The organism is Streptomyces sp. NPDC057271, from assembly GCF_042668715.1.
Taxonomy (GTDB): domain Bacteria; phylum Actinomycetota; class Actinomycetes; order Streptomycetales; family Streptomycetaceae; genus Streptomyces.
Genome location: NZ_JBHUYJ010000045.1, coordinates 29,976 through 49,884 on the forward strand (window position 1 = coordinate 29,976; position 19,909 = coordinate 49,884).

The 19,909-nt window shown below is 69.4% G+C and carries 18 protein-coding genes; 6 read left to right on the forward strand and 12 right to left on the reverse strand.

Annotated features, from left to right (window positions below):
• Complete coding sequence (fahA, locus tag ACFUJR_RS21425; protein WP_383165809.1) at positions 1 to 1,227, reverse strand: fumarylacetoacetase; 1,227 nt, start codon at positions 1,225 to 1,227, stop codon at positions 1 to 3.
• 301 nt (positions 1,228 to 1,528) lie between these two features.
• Between fahA and ACFUJR_RS21430 the strand changes: the two genes are divergently transcribed.
• A complete protein-coding gene (locus ACFUJR_RS21430; protein ID WP_383165811.1) occupies positions 1,529 to 2,785 on the forward strand; it encodes an LPXTG cell wall anchor domain-containing protein in 1,257 nt (418 codons plus the stop codon).
• 60 nt (positions 2,786 to 2,845) lie between these two features.
• Here ACFUJR_RS21430 and ACFUJR_RS21435 read toward each other — a convergent pair whose 3' ends face one another.
• On the reverse strand, positions 2,846 to 4,873 hold the full coding sequence (locus tag ACFUJR_RS21435) for a CocE/NonD family hydrolase (RefSeq protein ID WP_383165814.1): 2,028 nt from the start codon (positions 4,871 to 4,873) through the stop codon (positions 2,846 to 2,848).
• Positions 4,874 to 5,170: 297 nt separating this feature from the next.
• Here ACFUJR_RS21435 and ACFUJR_RS21440 point away from each other — a divergent pair, with 297 nt between their 5' ends.
• A complete protein-coding gene (locus ACFUJR_RS21440; RefSeq protein WP_383165817.1) occupies positions 5,171 to 6,181 on the forward strand; it encodes a polyprenyl synthetase family protein in 1,011 nt (336 codons plus the stop codon).
• 291 nt (positions 6,182 to 6,472) lie between these two features.
• A complete protein-coding gene (locus tag ACFUJR_RS21445; protein ID WP_383165820.1) occupies positions 6,473 to 7,666 on the forward strand; it encodes an outer membrane lipoprotein carrier protein LolA in 1,194 nt (397 codons plus the stop codon).
• Positions 7,667 to 7,838: 172 nt separating this feature from the next.
• On the opposite strand, the gene ACFUJR_RS21450 is transcribed toward ACFUJR_RS21445, so the two are convergent.
• From ACFUJR_RS21450 to ACFUJR_RS21490, 9 genes are all read right to left on the reverse strand, one after another.
• A complete protein-coding gene (locus ACFUJR_RS21450) occupies positions 7,839 to 9,155 on the reverse strand; it encodes a M28 family metallopeptidase (protein WP_383165823.1) in 1,317 nt (438 codons plus the stop codon).
• Between the two features lie 363 nt (positions 9,156 to 9,518).
• Positions 9,519 to 10,070: a hypothetical protein gene (locus tag ACFUJR_RS21455; protein WP_383165826.1), complete on the reverse strand. Its 552-nt coding sequence runs from the start codon at positions 10,068 to 10,070 to the stop codon at positions 9,519 to 9,521.
• A gap of 65 nt (positions 10,071 to 10,135) precedes the next feature.
• Positions 10,136 to 10,534, reverse strand: coding sequence for a hypothetical protein (locus tag ACFUJR_RS21460; protein ID WP_383165829.1), 399 nt, complete (start codon positions 10,532 to 10,534; stop codon positions 10,136 to 10,138).
• 299 nt (positions 10,535 to 10,833) lie between these two features.
• A complete protein-coding gene (locus ACFUJR_RS21465) occupies positions 10,834 to 11,385 on the reverse strand; it encodes a hypothetical protein (protein WP_383450635.1) in 552 nt (183 codons plus the stop codon).
• Between the two features lie 64 nt (positions 11,386 to 11,449).
• Complete coding sequence (locus ACFUJR_RS21470) at positions 11,450 to 11,986, reverse strand: hypothetical protein (protein ID WP_383165834.1); 537 nt, start codon at positions 11,984 to 11,986, stop codon at positions 11,450 to 11,452.
• Complete coding sequence (locus ACFUJR_RS21475; RefSeq protein ID WP_383165837.1) at positions 11,986 to 14,070, reverse strand: hypothetical protein; 2,085 nt, start codon at positions 14,068 to 14,070, stop codon at positions 11,986 to 11,988. Before ACFUJR_RS21475 ends, ACFUJR_RS21470 begins: the two co-directional genes overlap by 1 nt.
• Positions 14,070 to 14,519: a hypothetical protein gene (locus tag ACFUJR_RS21480; protein ID WP_383165840.1), complete on the reverse strand. Its 450-nt coding sequence runs from the start codon at positions 14,517 to 14,519 to the stop codon at positions 14,070 to 14,072. Before ACFUJR_RS21480 ends, ACFUJR_RS21475 begins: the two co-directional genes overlap by 1 nt.
• Positions 14,520 to 14,652: 133 nt before the next feature.
• Positions 14,653 to 15,147, reverse strand: coding sequence for a hypothetical protein (locus ACFUJR_RS21485; RefSeq protein ID WP_383165843.1), 495 nt, complete (start codon positions 15,145 to 15,147; stop codon positions 14,653 to 14,655).
• Positions 15,148 to 15,185: 38 nt separating this feature from the next.
• A complete protein-coding gene (locus tag ACFUJR_RS21490; RefSeq protein WP_383165846.1) occupies positions 15,186 to 15,605 on the reverse strand; it encodes an ATP-binding protein in 420 nt (139 codons plus the stop codon).
• A gap of 142 nt (positions 15,606 to 15,747) precedes the next feature.
• On the opposite strand from ACFUJR_RS21490, the gene ACFUJR_RS21495 reads away from it, so the two are divergent.
• The 3 genes from ACFUJR_RS21495 to ACFUJR_RS21505 all read left to right on the forward strand — a co-directional run bounded on the left by ACFUJR_RS21495 (position 15,748) and on the right by ACFUJR_RS21505 (position 17,370).
• The gene (locus ACFUJR_RS21495; protein WP_383165848.1) at positions 15,748 to 16,614 is read left to right on the forward strand and encodes a Scr1 family TA system antitoxin-like transcriptional regulator; all 867 of its coding nucleotides are present in this window, start codon (positions 15,748 to 15,750) and stop codon (positions 16,612 to 16,614) included.
• The gene (locus ACFUJR_RS21500; protein WP_383165851.1) at positions 16,611 to 16,802 is read left to right on the forward strand and encodes a DUF397 domain-containing protein; all 192 of its coding nucleotides are present in this window, start codon (positions 16,611 to 16,613) and stop codon (positions 16,800 to 16,802) included. The genes ACFUJR_RS21495 and ACFUJR_RS21500 overlap by 4 nt, the downstream gene beginning before the upstream one ends.
• A gap of 61 nt (positions 16,803 to 16,863) precedes the next feature.
• The gene (locus tag ACFUJR_RS21505) at positions 16,864 to 17,370 is read left to right on the forward strand and encodes a DUF1203 domain-containing protein (protein ID WP_383165854.1); all 507 of its coding nucleotides are present in this window, start codon (positions 16,864 to 16,866) and stop codon (positions 17,368 to 17,370) included.
• 172 nt (positions 17,371 to 17,542) lie between these two features.
• Here the strand turns inward: ACFUJR_RS21505 and ACFUJR_RS21510 are convergent, their stop codons facing one another.
• Positions 17,543 to 19,765: an FG-GAP repeat domain-containing protein gene (locus ACFUJR_RS21510; RefSeq protein WP_383165857.1), complete on the reverse strand. Its 2,223-nt coding sequence runs from the start codon at positions 19,763 to 19,765 to the stop codon at positions 17,543 to 17,545.
• Positions 19,766 to 19,909 lie beyond the last annotated feature (144 nt).

The window sequence follows — 19,909 nt, forward strand, 5'->3', positions numbered from 1 at the left end:
CTACGGCGCCGGAACGATCCGGCCCGTCACCTCGCCGAGCGCGACCTGCGTGCCGTCGGGTCCCGGAGCCCACGCGGTGAGCGTGACCACGTCGCCGTCCTCCAGGAACGTGCGCTTCCCGGTGGGCAGTTCGAGCGGGTCGCGGCCGTTCCAGGTCAGTTCGAGCAGCGAGCCGCGCTGGTGCGTCTCGGGCCCGGAGACCGTGCCGGAGCCGTACAGGTCGCCGGTCCGCAGTGAGGCGCCGTTGACCGTCATGTGGGCGAGCTGCTGGGCGGCGGTCCAGTACATCGTGGCGAACGGCGGCTCGGAGACGACCTCGCCGTTGATCTCGACCGTGATCCGAAGGTCGAAGCCGCCGGGCTCCTCGTCGGCGGAGTCGTCCAGGTACGGCAGCAGGTCGAAGTCCCGGGCCGGCGGGGTCGTACGGGCCGCGTCCAGGGCCTCCAGCGGGGTCACCCAGGCCGAGACGGACGTCGTGAACGACTTGCCGAGGAACGGACCGAGCGGCACGTACTCCCAGGCCTGGACGTCCCGCGCCGACCAGTCGTTGAGGAGCGTCAGGCCGAAGACGTGCTCCCGGAAGTCGGCCAGCGGGACCGGGGTGCCCAGCGTGGAGGGGGTGCCGACGACGAAGCCGACCTCGGCCTCGATGTCCAGCTTCACCGAGGGCCCGAAGACCGGCGCCGGGTCCGTGGGCCCCTTGCGCTGCCCCGCGGGCCGTACGACATCGGTGCCGGAGACCACGACGGTGCCCGCCCGGCCGTGGTAACCGATGGGCAGGTGCTTCCAGTTGGGGGTGAGCGCGTCGCCGTCGGGGCGGAAGATCCGGCCCACGTTGGTGGCGTGGTGCTCGCTCGCGTAGAAGTCGACGTAGTCCGCGACCTCGAACGGCAGATGCAGCGTCACGGTGTCCAGCGGGTGGAGCAGCGGCTCTATGACGGGGCGGTGCGCGGGCACCGTCACCCAGGCCGTGAGCGCCCGGCGTACATCGCGCCAGGCGGTGCGGCCGGCGGCGAGCAGCGGGTTGAGGCTCGGCCGGTCGAGCAGCGCGGCGTAGGGCGAGCCGAGCGCGTGCGCGGCGGCCCCCGCGTCGAGGACATGACCGCCGATGCGGACGCCGACCCTCCGCCGGTCGGGCTCGTCGGCGGGTGAGAAGACGCCGTACGGAAGGTTGTGCGGGCCGAAGGGATCGCCTTCGGCCAGGTCGAGCGGGGACTGCTCGGGCATCGGTGCTTGCCTCGCTTTCCACGGGTGTGGGGGACACGTTACGGGGCGGGCCGCTCGGCGCGGATGACATGGGTCACACAAAAACATGGGGCTCCGTGCACAACTGTCCATGTTCACGTGCTTTATGCGTCCGGTGCGTGGTGTGTGTGCCGGCCATGCGACTGAGCGCGTTCAATTCCCTCTTTCCCGGGCTGATTCCGGGTCATACGATCTTGGAGAAGTCGCACCGCGTGAGTTTCCCCGCAGGCGCGACCCACCTTTTCTTTCTCTTCACCGACCGATCCTGACCAGAAGGTCCACCTTGAAGATCCGCCGTATTCTCGCGACGGCCGTGGCCGCCGCCGTGACGACTCCCGTCGTCCTCCTCTCGGCCGCTCCGGCGTTCGCCGACACGAAGCCGTCCGCGCCGTCGCAGACGCAGGAACAGCAGCCGACGATCGAGCAGCTGCAGAAGAAGGTCGCCGAGGCGCAGAAGGCGTACGACGACGCCGTGGCCGCCTACGACGAACTGCAGAAGGCCCTCGACGCGCTCGACAAGCCCGAGCACCTGCTCCAGGTCGCTCTCGCCGACGCCAAGAAGGCCGCCGAGAAGGCCGATGCCGCCAAGACGGCCGCCGACGAGGCCGTGGTGGACGCCCAGGCCGAGCTGGACGCCGCCGTCACCGACGAGGAGAAGGCCGCCGCGCAGACGGCCCTCGACGAGGCGAAGACGAAGGCCGCCACCGCCGCCACCGACAAGACGACCGCCGACGGGAACGTCACCAAGGCGAACAAGGCGATCGAGGACGCGCGGTTCGAACTCCTCAAGAAGACCCACGCGGCCGACACGGCCAAGAAGGACGCGCTGAAGACCCTCGACGCGGCCAAGAAGGCGCTCGCGGACGCCGAGCCGCCGCACGCCGACTGCAAGGACGTCAGCGACCGGCTGACCGTCGACCTGAGCGGTCCGGCGAAGATCTCCGCCGGTACCAGCGCCACCTTCACCGTCAAGCTCACCAATGACACGGGGCACAGGCTCGACCAGGTGTACGCGGAGACCGAGGTCGCCGTCGACGAGGGCGACCTGTACGGCCACGTGGACGTCGAGTGGGGCTACCCGAACAGCGAGTGGGACGAGCCCAGTCAGGGTGGCGGCTTCACCGAGATCGGCCTCGTGAAGCCGGGCCAGGAGATCACCGCCCTGGTGCGGATCACGATCGACGAGAAGGCGCCGGCCGCGGAGTCGGGCCTCCTCATCCACACCGGCTACGACAACGTGGACGGGTCCTGCGGCTACGTGCAGACCGCCGCCTACTCCGAGTTCGACGTCGTCGCCAAGGCCAAGGACGAGGAGAAGCCCTCCACGGGCTCGACGGGCGGCTCCACCGCCGGTGGCAACACCGGTACCACCCAGCAGGGCGGCACCTCCACCACGTCCGTGACGTCCACCGGCCAGCTCGCGAAGACCGGTGCGAACGACGTCATGCCGCAGTTCGCCCTCGCGGGCGCCGCGGCCGTGGCCCTCGGTGCCGGCGCGATGTTCACCGTCCGCCGCCGCAAGGCCGACGCCGACGCCTGATCCGCGCCATGGGCAAAGGGCTCGCATTCCACCGGGAATGCGAGCCCTTTCGCTTTCCGCTCACCCCGCCGTACGCGGAATGCGTTTCTCCCATGTCCGGTGGAAGGCGACTTCCTCGCCCCGCTTGCACACCACCTCGTTCGACGTGAGGAACGCGTCCGCGTCGCAGGAGATCTCCGAGCGCGATTCGATCGTCACGTCCCACGCCATCTCCGGCCGGTGCAGGCGGATCGACCAGTCCGAGCGGGCACGGGCCGACAGCGGATCGTCCTCGACGATCGTGTACGTCTCCAGGGCGTCCTCGGTGAACTCCAGGCCGTCCGGACAGACCCGCGTTCCGCCGTACCGGGGATCCACCTCAAGCCGCCACTCGCCCCTGGCCACGTCCCGTACCACCAGCCGCTCCGGGCGGGGCTCCTCCAGCGTCTCCGGGATGCTCACGCCCAGCGGCTCGGACTGCTCCGGCGGCTCCCACTCCACCGCGTCGTCCGTCGGGCGGCGCACCGGCAGCGTCAGGTGGGAGGTGACCGGGTCGAGGGTGAAGCCCCCCGCGTCCGGCTGGGGCCAGATCCACGGCCAGTACGCGGAGGAGACGGCGAGGCGGACCCGGTGGCCGGGCGGGAAGGCGTGGCCGATGCCGTTGAGCTCGAGGACGACGTCCTCCGGCTCCCCGATCTGCGCCTCCACGGCCCGGTCGCGGCCGTAGCGGGCGGAGAGGTTCAGGACGCCCCGGGTGACCAGGGTCGAGGAGCCGTCCGGGGCGATGTCGCACAGCCGGGCGATCACCTGCCCGGTGGGGGCGGCTGCCCGGAGGTTCAGGCTCACGCGCGGGCGGCCCAGGATCTCGATCGGCTCGCCGCCCTCCGGCACGGGGAAGTCGAAGCAGGCCGAATGGGCGTCCTCCTCGCGCTGGTCGGGCGGCAGATCGGCGTCGTTGCCGTAGGGGAGGAAGCGCCCGGCGTCGAGGCCGGTCTGCTGCGGGGAGTCGACCAGGACCGGTTCGCCCGCGAAGGCGTAGGTGACGGGTGTGACGTTCGGGGACGGCCAGGCGGGGTCGGCGACCCACCGGCCCGGGAGCTCGTCGTAGACGGTCGCCGGCGGGTGGGACTCGCTGATCCAGGAGCGCAGCAGAGGCTCGGCCATCACGTCGTTGTCGGCGCCCTTCAGGTGGTGGTCCCACCAGCGCAGGGTCTCCTGGAGGAAGCCGATCGCCGGGCCGGGCGGCAGACCGCGGTCCGGGTACTGGTGCGGCCACGGCCCGATGATCCCCCGGACCCGGTCCTGGGGGAGGTGCTCGACCAGCCGCAGCACGGTGTCCCGGTACGGGTCGTGCCAGCCGCCCACGGCGAGCACGGCGGAGCGGATCGCCCCGTAGTCCTCGCAGACGCTCCCGTGCCGCCAGTACGCGTCCCGGGTCTGGTGGGCGAGCCAGGTGTGCACGAGAGGCTGCACGGCCTCCAGACGCCGCAGCCACAGCTCGCGCCACTCCTCGCCCAGGTATCGCGGGTCCGGCGGCCGGCACGCGAAGGCGAGCATGGTCGCGGCCCAGGCGTGCATGTCCACGGCGAGGACGGAGCCGCCCATGTAGTGGACGTCGTTGTCGTAGCGGTCGTCGGTCGAGCAGACGGTGACGATCGCCTTCAGCGGCTCGGGGGCCAGCGCGGCGATCTGGAGCGCGTTGCAGCCGCCCCAGGAGATCCCGAACATGCCGACCTTCCCCGTGCACCAGGGCTGCTCGGCGAGCCAGTTCACCACCGCCACACCGTCGGCCAGCTCGACGGCGTCGTACTCGTCGCCAGGCAGGCCCTCGCTGTTCCCGTGCCCGCGCACGTCGACCCGTACGGAGGCGTAGCCGTGCCCGGCGTACCAGGGGTGGCGCTGCCGGTCCCTGGGCGCCGTCCAGTCGGTCAGGCGGTACGGCAGGTACTCCAGGAGGGCGGGGACGGGCTCCTCGGTGACCGGCCGCCAGATCCGGGCGTAGAGCCTCGCGCCTTGCCCGGAGCCTTCGGCCCGGGAGGTACCCCCGGGGAGGGGGATCCGGACGTCCTCGTGGGTGGTCTCGTACGGGAACTCGGTGCGGATGCGCATGAGGTACCTCAGGGGACGGGGTGCACGGTGCGACGCCCCTTCGGGCGGCCGAGGAAGGCATGATCGTCTTCGGAGGGAGGCCGCTCGTCGTTCGCGTCGATATCGATCACTGTTCGGGATAAATCGCCTACTCCTGGTCGTATGAGCTGATCACGAACATACCGGGGGTGGCGGGAAGGCGCCCATGGTGATCGAAAGGCGACCGGATACGCTGACTTGAGTGAATCGAGCGACACATCGACAATCCGTGTGATCGTCGGCAGCAGAAGCAGGCGTCAGCAGACAGGAGACCCCCTCGTGACCGTCGTCGGGCCGTTCGGTCTTAGCGTGCGGGACCAGGCTCTTGAGGCCGATGTCCAGAACGGTTTGGCGGCCGTGGAGGCAGGGCTCCTCGACGCCACCAAGAGCGAGATCCCGTTCATCACGGAGGCCGCCCAGCACCTCGTGCTGGCAGGCGGCAAGCGCTTCAGGCCGCTGCTCGTGATGCTCGCCGCCCAGTTCGGCGACCCCCACGCGCCGGGTGTCGTGCCCTCGGCCGTCGTCGTCGAGCTCACTCACCTCGCCACGCTCTACCACGACGACGTCATGGACGAGGCGGACGTGCGGCGCGGCGTCGACAGCGCGAACACCCGATGGGGGAACTCCATCGCCGTCCTGACGGGTGACTTCCTGTTCGCCCGCGCGTCGCACACGCTGGCGGACCTCGGACCCGAGGCCGTACGCATCCAGTCCGAGGCGTTCGAACGCCTGGTCACCGGTCAGATCCTGGAGACCGCCGGACCGCAGGGCGACCGCGACCCCGTCGACCACTACCTGGACGTCCTCGCCGGCAAGACCGGCTCGCTCGTCGCCGTCTCCTGCCGCTTCGGCGCGATGATGTCCGGCGCGGACGAGACCGTCGTCGAGATCCTCACCCAGTACGGCGAGCGGCTCGGCGTCGCCTTCCAGCTCGCCGACGACGTCCTCGACATCGCCTCCGACTCCCACGAGTCCGGCAAGACCCCGGGGACGGACCTCAGGGAGGGCATCCCGACCCTTCCGGTCCTCCGCCTGCGCGCCGCTGCGGCGACTTTCGGACGTTCCGAGGACGTGGAGCTGGTCGAGCTCATCGACGGCGACCTGACGGACGACGAGCGGCACGCCGAGGTCCTGCGCCGGCTGCGCGTCCACCCGGCCCTGGAGCAGGCCCGACGGGACACCGTGCGCTATGCGGAGGAGGCGCGGGCGATGCTGGCGCCGCTGCCCGAGGGATACGCGAAGTCGGCTCTGGAGGAGCTGTGCGACGCGGTGGTCCACCGGGCGGGCTGACGCCGGGCGGGTGACGCCGGACGGGGTGACGCCGGGCTGGGGGCTGACGCCGGACGGGCTGACTCCGGGCGGGATGGCCGGACGGGCTGACGCCGGACGGGGTGACTCCGGGCTGGATGGCCGGACGGGCTGACGCCGGACGGGGTGACTCCGGGCTGGATGGCCGGACGGGCTAGAGACCCTAGGGGTTGTCATCCCGTAGCAGTACGCCAGGTTGATGCCGGAGGCTGACGATTCCGCCCCGCCGCTTTGGTCAGATGGAGTCATCGACCACGGAGGTTAGGACAGACCATGGCAGAGACCCGTAAGGCGAGCCGCTACGTCGTCCCGTTGGCGGTGGCCGGAGTGGCCGCGGCGACCATCGGACTCGTACCGGCACTGGCGGCGTCCGGCGACCCCGACCTGCCGGAGATCACGGCACAGCAGCTGATCGAGAAGATCGCGGCGTCGGACACGCAGACGCTGTCCGGCACGTTCAAGGTGACCACTGACCTGGGTCTGCCGTCGGTGGCGGGCCTGGCCGACAGCTTCGCGGGCGGCTCGGCGTCCGGCGGCTCGTCGTCCCTGGACCCGCAGGAGCGGCTGACGCAGCTGGTCTCGGGCACGCACACCCTGCGGGTGGCGGCGGACGGCCCCGAGAAGCAGAAGCTGACGATCGTGGACGGCTCGGACGAGTACAGCCTGATCCACAACGGCGACGACGTGTGGGCGTACGACAGCGCGTCGAACGAGGTGTTCCACGAGAAGGGCGACGCCTCGGGCCGCCCCGCCGAGGAGAAGGGGGAGCTCCCGGGCACCCCGAAGGAGCTCGCGGACGAGGTCCTGAAGGCGGCGGGCGACACGACGTCGATCACGGTGGGCGGTACGGCGAAGGTGGCCGGCCGGGACGCGTACCAGCTCGTCGTCAAGCCGAAGCAGAGCGGCTCGACGGTCGAGTCGGTCAAGATCGCGGTGGACGCGAAGACCGGGACGCCGCTGAAGTTCACGCTGGCGTCGGTCGAGGGTGGCAAGCCGGTCCTCGACGCGGGCTTCACGAAGGTCGACTTCGCCAGGCCGGCGGCCTCGACGTTCGACTTCAAGGCGCCGAAGGGCGCGAAGGTGACCGAGGGCTCGGAGGGCGCGGACGGCGCGGAGCACGGCAAGGCGCCCGAGGACCTGGAGAAGGAGTTCGACGGCCTCTTCGGCGGCATGCTTCCCGGCGCCGGCGCCGGCGGTGCGGGGGCCGAGGGCATGAACGTCATCGGCGAGGGCTGGACCGCGATCGCGAAGATCGACACCGGCGCCCCGGCCCCGAAGACGGGCGAGGCCCCGAAGGAGTTCCAGGGCTTCCTGGACGCGCTCGGGGACAAGGTCAGCGGGAAGTTCGGCTCGGGCACCGTCTTCAAGACGAAGCTCGTGAACGCGCTGATGACGGACGACGGCAAGGTCTACGTCGGCGCCGTGACGAAGCAGGCGCTCGTGGACGCGGCGAACGCCGGGAAGTAACGCGCGATTGGGACCCCGGGCGGGTCGGGGGCGATGGTCACCGACCCACCCGGGAGTTCTTCGTGCGTACGGCCTGCGTACGGCCTGCGTACGGCCTGCGTGCAGGCCTGCGTACGGCCTGCGTGCAGGCCTGCGTACGGCCTGCGTGCAGGCCTGCGTACGGCCTGGGGCTTTACGGGAACGTCAGCTTGAAGCTGTTGATGTAGCCGGTGTCGTACCGGGCCGTGTCCTGGGCCCGCAGCTTCCAGGCGCCGTTGGCGACCTCCGAGGAGGCGTTCACGGTGTAGGTCTGGACGATGTTGTCGGCGCTGCCGCCGGAACGGTTGTGCAGGTTGTAGACCGAGCCGTCGGGGGCGACGAGGTCGACGACGAGGTCACCGCGCCAGGTGTGGACGATGTTCACGTCCACCTTGAGGGTGGAGGGGGCGTTGCCGGTGATGCCGGTGACGTTGACCGTGGAGGTCACCGCGGCGCCGTTGTCCGGGATGGACACGTCGGCCGTGTTCTCGAAGACCGTGCCGGGCGGCGGGGTGGTCGAACCGGCCGACAGGGTCCAGATCGCGTGGGCGACGGCGTCGCTGTTGCGGTCCAGGGCCGTGTCGTTGATGTTCGACGTCGTGTCGCAGGAGGAGTGGTAGCAGCGGTCGAAGGCCGTGGTCGTACCGCCCCACTTCTGTACCTGGGCGCTGGACTTGACCCGGCTGGCGCCGGTGAACAGCCCGCCGACGGGGATACCGACGTTCTTGAACGAGGCGTGGTCGGAACGGCCGTCGCCCTCGGTCTCGATCTCGGTGGGCACACCGATGCCCGCGAAGTAGTCCTTGAAGGTCTGCTCGATGGTGGGATCGTCGTCGTAGACGAAGTAGCCGGGGTTGGGCGACCCGATCATGTCGAAGTTCAGATACCCGGAGAACTTCGAACGCTCCGTGCTGGGAAGCTGGTTGACGTAGTACTTCGACCCGACCAGCCCGAGCTCCTCGGCGCCCCACCAGCCGAAGCGCAGGTGCTTCGTGGGCTGGAGGTTGGCACGGGATACGGCGAGCGCGGTCTCCAGGACGGCGGCGGAGCCGGAGCCGTTGTCGTTGATGCCGGCACCGGACGAGACGGAGTCGAGGTGCGCGCCGGCCATGAGGACCTGGTTGGGGTCACCGCCGGGCCAGTCGGCTATCAGGTTGTAGCCGGTGGCGCCGCTGGAGGTGAACTGCTGGACGCTGGTGGTGAATCCGGCCGCGTCCAGCTTGGCCTTCACGAAGTCGATGGACGCCTTGTAGCCGGGGCGGCCGTGCGCGCGGTTGCCGCCGTTGGCGGTGGCGATGGCCTGGAGGTCGGTGAGGTGCTGCTTGACGTTGGCGAGCGGTATGTCCGGCGCGGCAGCGGCGACGGAGGGCGCGCTGGGCGCGGCGTTCGCCGTGGCGCCGGTGAACCCGGCGAGGGCCATGGCGGTCACGGCCGCGAGCGCGGCGGCACGTCTGGGTACGGAGAGGTTCATGTGGGGGCTCCGGATTCCGAACGGGGATGGGACGGAAACGTGCGAGACGCCCCGTGGCGTGGGTGCCGCGAGGCGCTGGAGCTGTACGGGTGGTTCGTGGGCTGAATGTTCGGCGAGAATTCGACTGTGCGTCAAGAGCGAAAACCGGTCAGGCGTGTTCGCTCACCGGACGAGGCGCTCCGCCCCTGGTCGGCCCGGTGTCGCCTCCACGGCACGATCGAGCCGTAGCCGAACGGGAGCCGGAGGCCGGGGTCGAGGCAGGCCCGGAGGCCGGGGGCTGCCGTCCGGCGTGGTGTGGGGGCCGTCGGCCTGAGCCGTGCGCGGTGCCCCGGCGGCAACCCCGGACCCACCGCGCGCGGACGTTCAGGCCGTGCAGCCGAGGGCCTTCTTCACCTTCGGTACGAAGTCGAGAGTGAAGGCCGCGATGTCCTTGCGGCGTTCGGCGACGTCGTCCTCGGCAGGGCTGCGGACCACGGTGTGCAGGACGAGGTAGTCCGCCTTCGGACTCGCGCACTCGGTGCTGACCATGGAGTTGCGGTCGCCGAGCGCCCCGAGCCCGGAGAACGGCAGGGCTTCCATCTTCGCCCGGTTGGTGAATCGGAAGGCGTCCAGGTCCGCCATCGGGTCGTAGATCTTGTCGACCTTGTGGACCCTGAGGTGGACCATCTCCTTGCCGTCCACCCGGAGCTCGCACGTCCCCTGGGTGCCGGTGCCGGACTCGACCAGCGAATCGCCCACGACCTCGATCTTCTCGCCGTCGACGAGGAACGGTTCGAGCGCCTTCTCGCCGAGAGGCACCCCGCACGCCGCCTCCGGCACGGTGTACTCGCGCCCGCCGCCGCACGCGGTGAGAGCCAGCGCGAGACAGCAGGTCAGTGTCGTGGCGGCGACGTGCCGCATGCTCGGTCTCGTCACTGATCCCCCGTAGCGCCTTCGGTCCTCATGTCGTCGTTCGTGGCTCTCCCTACTTCTGTAGCGAGTCACGCCGTACAGCCCAGGTCCTTCTTGATGTCACCCATGAAGCTCTTCGTGAACCGCTCAACGTTCTTGCGTCGCTGCTCCACGTCCTTGGCGAAACTCGCGTTGACGCTTACCTCCACCAGGACGTTCTTGTCCGGCGCGGCACACTTGCCGATGATCATCGCGGCTCTGTCGCCGAGGGCTCCCTTCTGGTCGACGGGAAGACCCTTGATCTCCTTGCGGTTGGTGAAGGAGAAGCTCTGTTCTGGGTCCATCGGATCGGGGTATTCGCTCAGCTGCCATATGGTGGCGAAGAGGACGAAGCGCTTGTCGGCGAAGAGCTTGCAGCTGATGGTCTTCGCCTCCACCGGCCCCTTGTCCTCTTCCAGGGTGTCCCCGGGCGGGAGCAGGGGCGCCAACGCCTCCTTTGTCACAGGGACGTCGCAGAGGGCTTCGGGGACTGCGTACTCCCGATCCTGACCCGTGCACGCCGTCGCCGTGATCGCGAGAGCTCCCGCGAGTGCGAGCCCTGATACTCGGCTGAGATGATTCGTCACTAGCTCTCTCCGCCAACTCGGTCGACCTTGTCGTTGCCGTGATCGGCCGAGTGGCGGATCTGCCGGTCTACGTATCGGATGGGAATCCCCCGAATATGAACGCCACATGGCGGCGCCCGCCTGACCGCACGCGCTGCCCTCCCCGTCCCCGCGGGCGGGTGTCAGGCCGTGCAGCCGAGGGCCTTCTTCACCTTCGGTACGAAGTCGAGAGTGAAGGCCGCGATGTCCTTGCGGCGTTCGGCGGCGTCGCCTTCGGACTTGAGGCTGACGCTGACATGCGCGACGAGGTAATCCGCTGCGGGACCCGAGCAGGCCGTACTGACCATGGAGTTGAAGTCGCCCACCGCGCCCAGGCCGGAGAACGGCAGGTTCTCCATCTTCGCCCGGTTCTTGAACCGGAACTCGTCCAGAGGGGCCATGGGGTCGTAGATCTTGTCGACCTTGTCGACCTGCAGGCGGACCACGAGCCAGTCGTCCACCCCGATGTCGCACGAACCGTAGGTCTTCGTGCCCGTCTCGATCACGGAATCACCCTTGACCTCCAGCTTCTCGCCCTCGACGAGAAACGGTTCGAGCGCCTTCTCGTTCAGGGGCACCCCGCACGCCTCTTTCGGAACCGCGTACCCGCGTCCGCCGCCGCACGCGGTGAGCGACAGCGCGAGACAGCAGGTCAGTGTCGCAGCGGCGACGTGCCGCATGCTCGGTCTCGTCACCGATCCCCCGTAGCGCCTTCGGTCCTCATGCCGTCGTCGTGTCTCTGCCTACCGCTGTAGTGAGTCACTCCGTACACTTCAGCTTCTTTTTGATGTCATTCGTGAAGCTCTTGGTGAACCGCTCGATGTCCTCGCGTCGCTTCTCCACGTCCTTGGTGAAGCTTTCACTGACGCTCACTTCCAGCACGATGTTCCTGTCCGGCGCGGCGCACGTGGCGGAGATCATCGCGCGCTCGTCGCCCAGCGCTCCTCGCTGGCCGGAGGGGAGCCCCTCGATCTCCTTGCGGTTGACCGGTGGCACGTGCTCCTTGGGACCCATCGGGTCGGGGTACTCGTTCACCTGCCAGATCCTGACGAAGAGAACGAGTTGGTCGTCCACGAAGAGCTTGCAGCCGTCTCTCGTGGCCTTGGGCGGATCCTTCTGCTCCCTCAGTTCCTTACCGCTCGGAAGCAGCGGTGCCAGAGCATCCTTCGTCACTGGCACACCGCAGAGACTGTCGGGTACGGCGTACTCCCGCTCTTGCTCGGTGCACGCCGTGGCCGTGATCGCGAGGGCTCCCGCGAGTGCGAGCCCTGATACTCGGCTGAGATGGTTCGTCACTAGCTCTCTCCGCCAACTCGGTCGACCTTGTCGTTGCCATGATCGGCCGAGTGACGGATCTGCCGGTCCACGCCTCGGTCGGAGAAGCCTTCTCGCCCCTCGGCCCATTCGCCGTTCACCTGCTGCCAACGGTCGGCCAGGGCACTCAGTTGCAGGTTTCGAGCCTCACTGTTCACCTTGCGCTCTTCCTTGGCCTCTTCCCCGATCCGGTTGCCTTCCTCCTCCGCCCATGCGGCCGTGACGACATCCACACCGCGCTGCGCCCAGTCTCCCCCGAACTGGTTGGCGATGCCGCCGACTACGTGGTAGCTCCACCTCTGCTTCCATGAGGCGTCGCGCAAGTCCTTGGATTCGTCCGCGTTGATGGTCAACTGCCTTGCCTGCTCCAGGAAGCCCACGGTGCTTCCCGCATTGAGGAGACTGTCCTCGGGGTGCTTCGTCTCGGTGTTGATGTCGGCGATGATTGCGTAGTTCATCTGCTCGTTCAGAAGGGCGTAGGAGTCCTTGTTCCTGGAGATCTGCTTGGTCACCTCCAGGAGCTGCTCGTCATCCAGTTCGTTGGAACCGAGCGGGTCGCTCATGACCTTGTGGACCGTCTCCCCGTGGTTTCCGAGAGCCCACGCCATGTCCTTCCTCAACTCCGGCGGGAAGTCGTCGCCCGTCTCGGAAAGGAACTTCATCGACCGCTTGAGTGCCTCTCGGTGTTCCTCCGTGTGCTCGACGAACGTGACGCCCTCGGCTTCGGGATCGGTGATACCCGAAACGGCGGTGAACATCGCGGCACCCGTCGCTTCGAGGGCCTCGTTCGGGCCGTCCTTCAGTGGGGAGTCGTCGAACGAGGGGCGGTCCTTCAGGACCCACTGCGCGTTGTCCTGCGGCTCCTTCGTGTTGAAGAACTCCGTCGCCGCGTCCGGGCTGTTGGAGAGAGCCGTCATGAAGCCGGTCATCGGGTCGCGGCCGAACTCGTCGTCACCGATGAAGTTCATCTTCGGCATCATCTGGCCCATGCCCTGCCAGTAGTTGCCCGGGACCCGCATCTTCTCCTCGGTGGCGACCAGCTGGTTCCCGTACTTGTTGAGGAACTGGTCGTCGTAGTCGCCCGTGCGCATGAGGTTGCTCATGACCTGGTATCCGTACACCTCGCCGGTGCGGATCTTGTAGCGCTCGCCGGAGAGCCGCACCATGTCGTTCTCCCACTGCCGCATGGCCGGGCTGTCCGACTGGGTGGCGCCGGCCAGGACGACACCGAGGTTCTTCTGGAGTTCACCCAGCTGGTTGAGCTCGGTCCTGGTCAGCGTCCGGGTCAGCTCGTTCGGGTTGTCCGGGCTCGACAGGTCCGCCCAGAACTCCAGCATCCCCTTCGGGCCCACCTGCGTGGCGAACTTCTCCTGGAACAGCGGGTCGTTCTTGTTCGAGGAGAGCAGCCCGTTCAGCCGCTGGAGTTCCGCGGGCGACATCTCGTCGCCCTTCTCCTTGATCAGCTTGGCCGCTTCCTCCGCGTTGCGCACGGCCTCGATCGCGGAGTCCCGATCGCCGTACTTCGCACCCGAGAATCCGACCTCGGCCTGGTCGACGATGGCGCGCAGGACGGTCGCGGCCGTCGTGTCGCTCTCCGTCGCCCGGTTCAGGATCCGCTGGACGTCGTCCCGCAGGTGCTCGGCGTCCTGCGGGGAGTGGTCCGGGACGTCGTGGCCCTTGGCGGCGCGGTCCGGGTGGATGAGCATGGTCACGGTGAAGCCGCCGCCGGCGATGGGGGTCACCGTGAGGTTCTTCTTACGGCCCCGCTCCAGGGCCTGCTCAAGCTGCTGCTTGTAGCTGACCAGCTCGTCGTGGGTGTCCTTGAGGATGTCGTGGATCGTCGTCGCCTGGGTGTGGGCGTCCGTGAACTCGCCGGCCGTCTTGGTGATGAACCCGCGGGAGACCGTGGCGTTCACACCGGCCCAGTCGGCCTTGTCCGCCTTCGCCTTCAGATCGTCCCGGGCGTCGGTCTCCAGCGTCTTGAGCTTGTCCGCCACTCCCTTCCAGGCGGTGATGGCCTGGCTGAGCTGACCGAAGCTGCCCTGCCGCAGCGTTTCGAGGTCCATCAGCGCTGCGTCCTCTCGGTGAAGCCGTCGTCCAGGGTCGCGATGCTGCTCACGACGCCGTAGATGTAGTACTCGTCACCCGCGTGCGCGCCCTGGGTGAAGTCCATGTGGTTGGAGATGTGCGCGCAGGCGTCCAGCAAAGTCTTGAGCTGCTTCTCCCAGCGCTCCTGCACATGGTCGAGCGCACCGCCCAGTGCGAAGCCCTGGGTGGACAGGTCCTTGGCGGCCGTCTGGCTGATGGACCAGGCGTCGCGGCCGTACTTGCCGAGGTTGTCGAAGAGCTTGAACGCGGCGTCACCGACGGCGGCGAGGTCCTGCTGGCTCACCTTCAGGTCGCCCCCGGGGGGCGCGGCGCCGGGGCCCTCGTCCGGGACCCGGTTCAGCTGCATCGCCGTCGAGTTCTTCTCGGCGGCCTGTGTCTTGAGCTGCTCCCACTCGTCCCATGCCATCGGATTCCTACCCCCGTGCCGCCCGTTCGAGCCAGTCAGACAATCGCACTCGATCCTCTACTTTAACCGTCGCTGTTGCAACCATCGTTGGGGAGACGGGGGAAGCGCAGGCCCCCGAACCGAGCCACTCCGGTCAGCACCGGCCGACGTCGAATGTCACCGACAGGCGGATCGTGCGGACGGGGGAGTCGAGGCCCAGTGTGTACTTCGGGCGCGGGGGCGAGACGGACATGCAGTAGACCGTCTCGGTGTCGTCCGTCGAGACCTCGAACCGGTCCGGTCCCGGTCCGTCGCCGGCGCCCTCCTCGCCGACCGTCCGGACGTCGGCGCCGTGCCCCGGCCCGCCGTCCGCGGCGTTGACGGCGTCACGGATCAGGCTGTCGTATCCGAAGGAGCTGAGGAGGGTCTCCCGCTTCTCCTCCGCCTGGAGATCCTCGGCCGCCGCCTGCACGGCGTCGCGCAGCTCGCCCTCGGTCCAGTAGACGCTGTCGTAGTAGTCGTAGAGGATCCATCCCGAGACGAGCAGGGACGCGACGATGAGGAACCGGCCGACCGGGTTCCGTCGGTTGTAGTAGTAGTGACCGCGGGATCGTATGAAGACCGGCTCGTCGTGAGGCTCTCTGCTCATGGGGCGAGCGTACGGTCCTTCCTCCGGCACCCCACGCGTCACCTCGGGGCGACGTCGGCCCAGACCGTCTTCCGGGGTACGGGCCCCGTGCGGACGCCCCAGCTCTGTGACAGCGCCTCCACGATCAGCAGCCCGCGTCCCGACTCCGTGCCGCTCGGACGGCCCAGCGCCGGGAGACGGTCACCCCGAGTGTCGGTCACCTCGATCCGCAGGACGGCGCCCTCCACGACGAGGAGCCCGAGCCGGAAGTCCCGCCCCGGAACCCGACCGTGCGTCACGGCGTTGGCCGCCAGCTCCGCCACGATCTGCTCCGTCGGCTCCACCAGGGCGTCCAGCCCCCAGGAACGCAGCTGCTCGACGGCGAGGAGCCGGGCGAGGCGGGCGCCACGGCTGGTTGCGGAGAGTTGGATTCCGAATTGGCGTACGGACGCCAAGAGTCGGGTGGGTTCGTCGTTCATGTCACCCAGCGTGGCGGTGCGTGCGTACGCTGCCCATCGAACAAGCCCTTACGTACGGTTACTGTCTCGCGACTGTCCCGCCTTGTCTCGACTGTCCCGGGCCACGCCCCGGGTAGGGCGCCGCCAAAGGAGGTGGGCACGCTTGAGCGTGGACGAAGTGGACAACACGGGCGTCGAGGACACCGGTTGGGAGATCGACCCCGGCGACGAGTCGGGCGCGGCCGTCGTCGCCACGGTCGGTCGCCAGATCAGGCTGTGGAGGGAGTCGAAGGGCCTGCGGGTGGCCGAGTTCGGGGAGCTGATCGGCTACGGCGAGGACATGATCCGGAAGGTGGAGCGGGGCGACCGCATCCCGCGCCCGGAGTTCCTGGACAAGGCGGACGGGGCGCTGGGCGCGAACGGGCTCGTCTCCGCGATGAAGCGGGACGTGGTGGAGGTCAGGTACCCCAAGAAGGTCAGGGACCTGGCGAAGCTGGAGGGGCGGGCGGTCGAGTTCTGCCTCTACTCCACCTTCAACGTCCACGGCCTGTTGCAGACGGAGGAGTTCTCCCGGGCGCTGCTGCGGACGTGGCGACCGGCGTACGGGCCCGAGGAGCTGGAGCGGTTCGTCGCGGCACGGGTGGCGCGCCGCTCGGTCCTGGAGAAGTCGCCCGGGCCTGAGTTCAGTTTCGTCCAGGAAGAGGCGACGCTGCGACGGCCCATCGGAGGAACAATGGTGTTGCGTCGTCAGCTTGAGCATCTGCTGGAGGTGGGCGAGTTGCCCAACGTCGAGATCCAGGTGATGCCGACCGACCGTGCAGACCATCCGGGTACCGGAGGGCTGATCGAAGTCCTCAAGTTCGGGGACGGGACGGCGGTGGGGCGGATGGATGGCGACTTCGGCGGTCGTCCCGTTTCTGACCTCAAGCGACTCCGAGTCCTGGACCTGCGCTATGGCATCATCCGGTCCAAGGCCCTTACTCCGGCGGAGTCGCGGGACTTCATCGAGCAACTGCTGGGAGAGACATGATCCGCAACCCCGAGCTGGACTGGTTCAAGAGCAGCTACAGCAGCAGCAGCAACGGCGAGGACTGCGTCGAGGTCGCCTCCACCCCCGGCACCGTCCACGTCCGTGACTCCAAGGACGCCGAAGGTGCCCGTCTCGCCTTCGGTGCCGCCTCGTGGGCCGGTTTCGTGGCGTACGCCTCCGGCGAATAGCGGGAGCACGGCGTCCGAATGCCGCCAGCGCCCGGCCTTGCCCGAGCGCGAGGCTGGGCGCATGACCACCTACACCGCACTGCCTGTCCCGCCCGCCGCCCTCGCCGAACTGCGCCGCACCGATGACGCGGGGCGGCCCTGCGCACCGTTCACGGCGGACACGGAGGCCGCAGGCAGCCCCTTGCGGTGCTGCCTGCGCGCCGCTCGCGAGGGGGAGCGGATAGCCCTCGTCTCGTACGCGCCGCTCCGCCGCTGGGCCGCCGCGAGCGGGGCAGCCCCCGGGGCGTACGACGAGCAGGGGCCGGTCTTCGTCCACGCCGAGCAGTGCGCCGGGCCGCCCGCCGCCCCGGAGTCGTACCCCTTCGACCGGCCTGGCGCGCTGCGTACGCTGCGCCGTTACGACGCCGAGGGGCGGATCGTCGGCGGGCGGCTCCTGGAGATCCCGGCGGAGGCGACCGCGGCCTTCGACAAGGGCTTCGCGGAGGCCTTCGCCGACCCCCGGGTCGCACTCGTGCACGTCAGGGCCGTCGAGTACGGCTGCTTCCAGTTCGAGGTACGGCGCGCCTGAGTCCGGCGGCCGTAGGGCGGCCGGCGGGCCGCCTCTCGGCTGCCCGTCGGCCGTCGTCGGGCCGTCGTCGGGCCGCCGTCCGGATGTCGGACGACGGCCGGATCACGTCGGCCGGGGCGGCCGCCGACGGGGTCCCGGGCGGGGGCGAAGGCGTACCCCTGGGACCTGTGTGTCAGACCACGCTGTTGAACGTGGTGCCCTCGCCCGCGTACAGACCGGTCGTCAGGCGCCGCTCGAAGGGTGCGGTGACCGAGCCGGTGGAGCGGTAGAGGTACGTGCCGCCCGCCCCGTAGGCGATCAGGTCGGGGCGGCCGTCGTTGGTGACGTCTCCGGCGCCGACGAGCTGGGTGTAGGCGTTCCAGCCGCCGCCGATCCTCACGCGGGCGGTGAAGTTGCCGCGGCCGTTGCCCTGGTAGAGCCAGAGAACGCCGTCGGTGCCGCGGGCGACGAGGTCACCGGCGGCCGAGCCGGCGATGTCCCCGACGGCGGTGAGCCGGTTGTACTGCTGCCAGCCGCCGCCCACACGGACGCGCTTGGCGTACGGCTGGGCGGTGTCGCCGGTGCCCTTGTAGAACCAGAGGACACCCGAGGTGTCGGCCGCGACGAGGTCGGCCCGCCCGTCGCCGTCGAGGTCGGAGCCCGCGGTGATCTGCCGGTAGATCTGCCAGCCGCCGCCCACGCGGACGCGCCTCTCGAAACTCCCGTCGCCCTTGCCGAGGTAGTAGTACAGCGAACCGGCGTTGTCGACGGCGACGAGATCGCCGTTCGGGGCGCCGACGATGTTCCCGGCCGCCTCGATGTGCTTGTACGTCTGCCATCCGCCGCCGATGGCCGTCCGGTCGGCCGACTTGTACTGGCCGTCCACCGGCCCGTCGAACAGGTCGTCCCGCCACAGCATGCCCGAGGAGTCCCGCGCGAGCAGGTCGGTCGAGCCGTTGTCGTTGTAGTCGTGCGGGTTGGCCTGCCGGGTGACCTGGAACGTGCCGGAGGCGCGCGCGGCGCTGCCGATGCCGCCCGGGATGGCGACGAAGTGCCAGGTGTAGGCGCCGTTCGGGGCGTCGGCGCCGGCGATCTTTCCGTCCCACTCCATGACCGGATTCGTGGAGCGGTCGTCCGGACCGGGCAGGGTGATCTTCTTGCCGGTGGCCACGTGCGTCAGCGTCACCATCGCGAACGCGGACCGCGAGATCGTCCACTCGAACCGCACGGAGGTGCCCGGCTGCTGGAGGTCCACCGTCGCGGGAACCTTCGAGTCGACCACGGTGACGGCGAAGTCGCGGCCCGTGCTCGCGATCTCGGTCACCACGGGGACGCTTCCCTGGACGCCGTCGAACAGCCGGTACAGGCCGTCGGCGTCGTCCTTGACGCCCCGCACGTGCACAGCGCCGTCCGGGGCGTGGGCGACGCTGGAGAAGCGCTCCAGAAGCTCGTACGGCTGGGCGTCGGACGCGAAGAGGTCCACCGCGTACAGCGGGTTGATCGAATGGCCGGCGGCCTCGCCCGGGACGCCGTACAGCAGCACGTCACCGACGATGCCGACGATCACGGCCTTCTGGGTGAAGCTGTCGAGCCGGATCTCCTTGGGGAGCTTGCCGGCCCTGTCGACGATGACCCTGTTGCCCTCGGTACGGGCCTCGACCCGGGCGGTGTAGTCGTGGGTGAGGGCCCCGGAGGCGTCCGTCACGAGCTTGCCGGTGTCCCTCTCGTGCTTGAGAGGCGTGCCGTGGACGAAGTCGACCCGCGCCAGCGAGTCCTGGTTGCGGAACGTCGCCCCCGAGTCGTACCGGGTGGTGACCAGGACGAGCGCCTCGTTCCCGGCGGACGCGACGACCTTGAAGCTCACGTGGTTGCCGTACCCGGAGAGCTGGACCTTCCTGGTCCGCTCGCCGTCCGGGGTGTACAGCCACAGGTCGTGGAAGTTCCCCGCCCTGGGGACCTGTACGAACAGGTTCCTGCCGACCACGCCGACCAGCTCGGCCCCGGCGGCGAACTCGGTGGCGAGGTCGACCGTGAGGGGCGGGACGGCGGGGGCCGTCATGTCCCGGACGGTGATCGTGCTGCCGCCTTCGCTCGTGACGACGAAGTCGGACGTGGTGTCGTGGCCGACGGTGGCGCCGCTGACCGGCTCCACCGAGCCGTCGGTCTTCCGCCACTCCAGGGCGGTCCTGCCCTCGGCGTCCTCGCGGGACGTGAGGTAGCCGGTGTCGCCGACGCTGACGATGTCGGCGTCGACCGGCAGCGGCGCCACGTCGGCGGCCTCGGCACCGGCCGTGGCCGCCGCCGCGGGGACGGCGGCTACGGCCGGGACGGTGACGAGGGTCCCCGTCACGGCCGTGACCGTGGACAGGGTGAGGACCGCGGCGGCGAGCCGACGACCGGAAATGCGGTGCTTCACGTGTGAGGTGACCTTCCGAAGGTTGCTTCATGAGGGAGCGGACACGCGAGGTGTCCGAGCGCACGGAGGGGCGGGCGCCGCTCAGCGACCGCACTCCGCAGCGCGCGTCCGCGACGGCGCGGCACGGTAGGCCTCACGCGATGT

Bases quoted from the DNA above. Each gene is read 5' to 3' on its own strand.
- fahA (WP_383165809.1), bottom strand. From the start codon at position 1,227: ATGCCCGAGCAGTCCCCGCTCGACCTGGCCGAAGGCGATCCCTTCGGC.
- ACFUJR_RS21435 (WP_383165814.1), bottom strand. From the start codon at position 4,873: ATGCGCATCCGCACCGAGTTCCCGTACGAGACCACCCACGAGGACGTC.
- ACFUJR_RS21445 (WP_383165820.1), top strand. From the start codon at position 6,473: ATGGCAGAGACCCGTAAGGCGAGCCGCTACGTCGTCCCGTTGGCGGTG.
- ACFUJR_RS21450 (WP_383165823.1), bottom strand. From the start codon at position 9,155: ATGAACCTCTCCGTACCCAGACGTGCCGCCGCGCTCGCGGCCGTGACC.
- ACFUJR_RS21475 (WP_383165837.1), bottom strand. From the start codon at position 14,070: ATGGACCTCGAAACGCTGCGGCAGGGCAGCTTCGGTCAGCTCAGCCAG.
- ACFUJR_RS21480 (WP_383165840.1), bottom strand. From the start codon at position 14,519: ATGGCATGGGACGAGTGGGAGCAGCTCAAGACACAGGCCGCCGAGAAG.
- ACFUJR_RS21485 (WP_383165843.1), bottom strand. From the start codon at position 15,147: ATGAGCAGAGAGCCTCACGACGAGCCGGTCTTCATACGATCCCGCGGT.
- ACFUJR_RS21490 (WP_383165846.1), bottom strand. From the start codon at position 15,605: ATGAACGACGAACCCACCCGACTCTTGGCGTCCGTACGCCAATTCGGA.
- ACFUJR_RS21500 (WP_383165851.1), top strand. From the start codon at position 16,611: ATGATCCGCAACCCCGAGCTGGACTGGTTCAAGAGCAGCTACAGCAGC.
- ACFUJR_RS21505 (WP_383165854.1), top strand. From the start codon at position 16,864: ATGACCACCTACACCGCACTGCCTGTCCCGCCCGCCGCCCTCGCCGAA.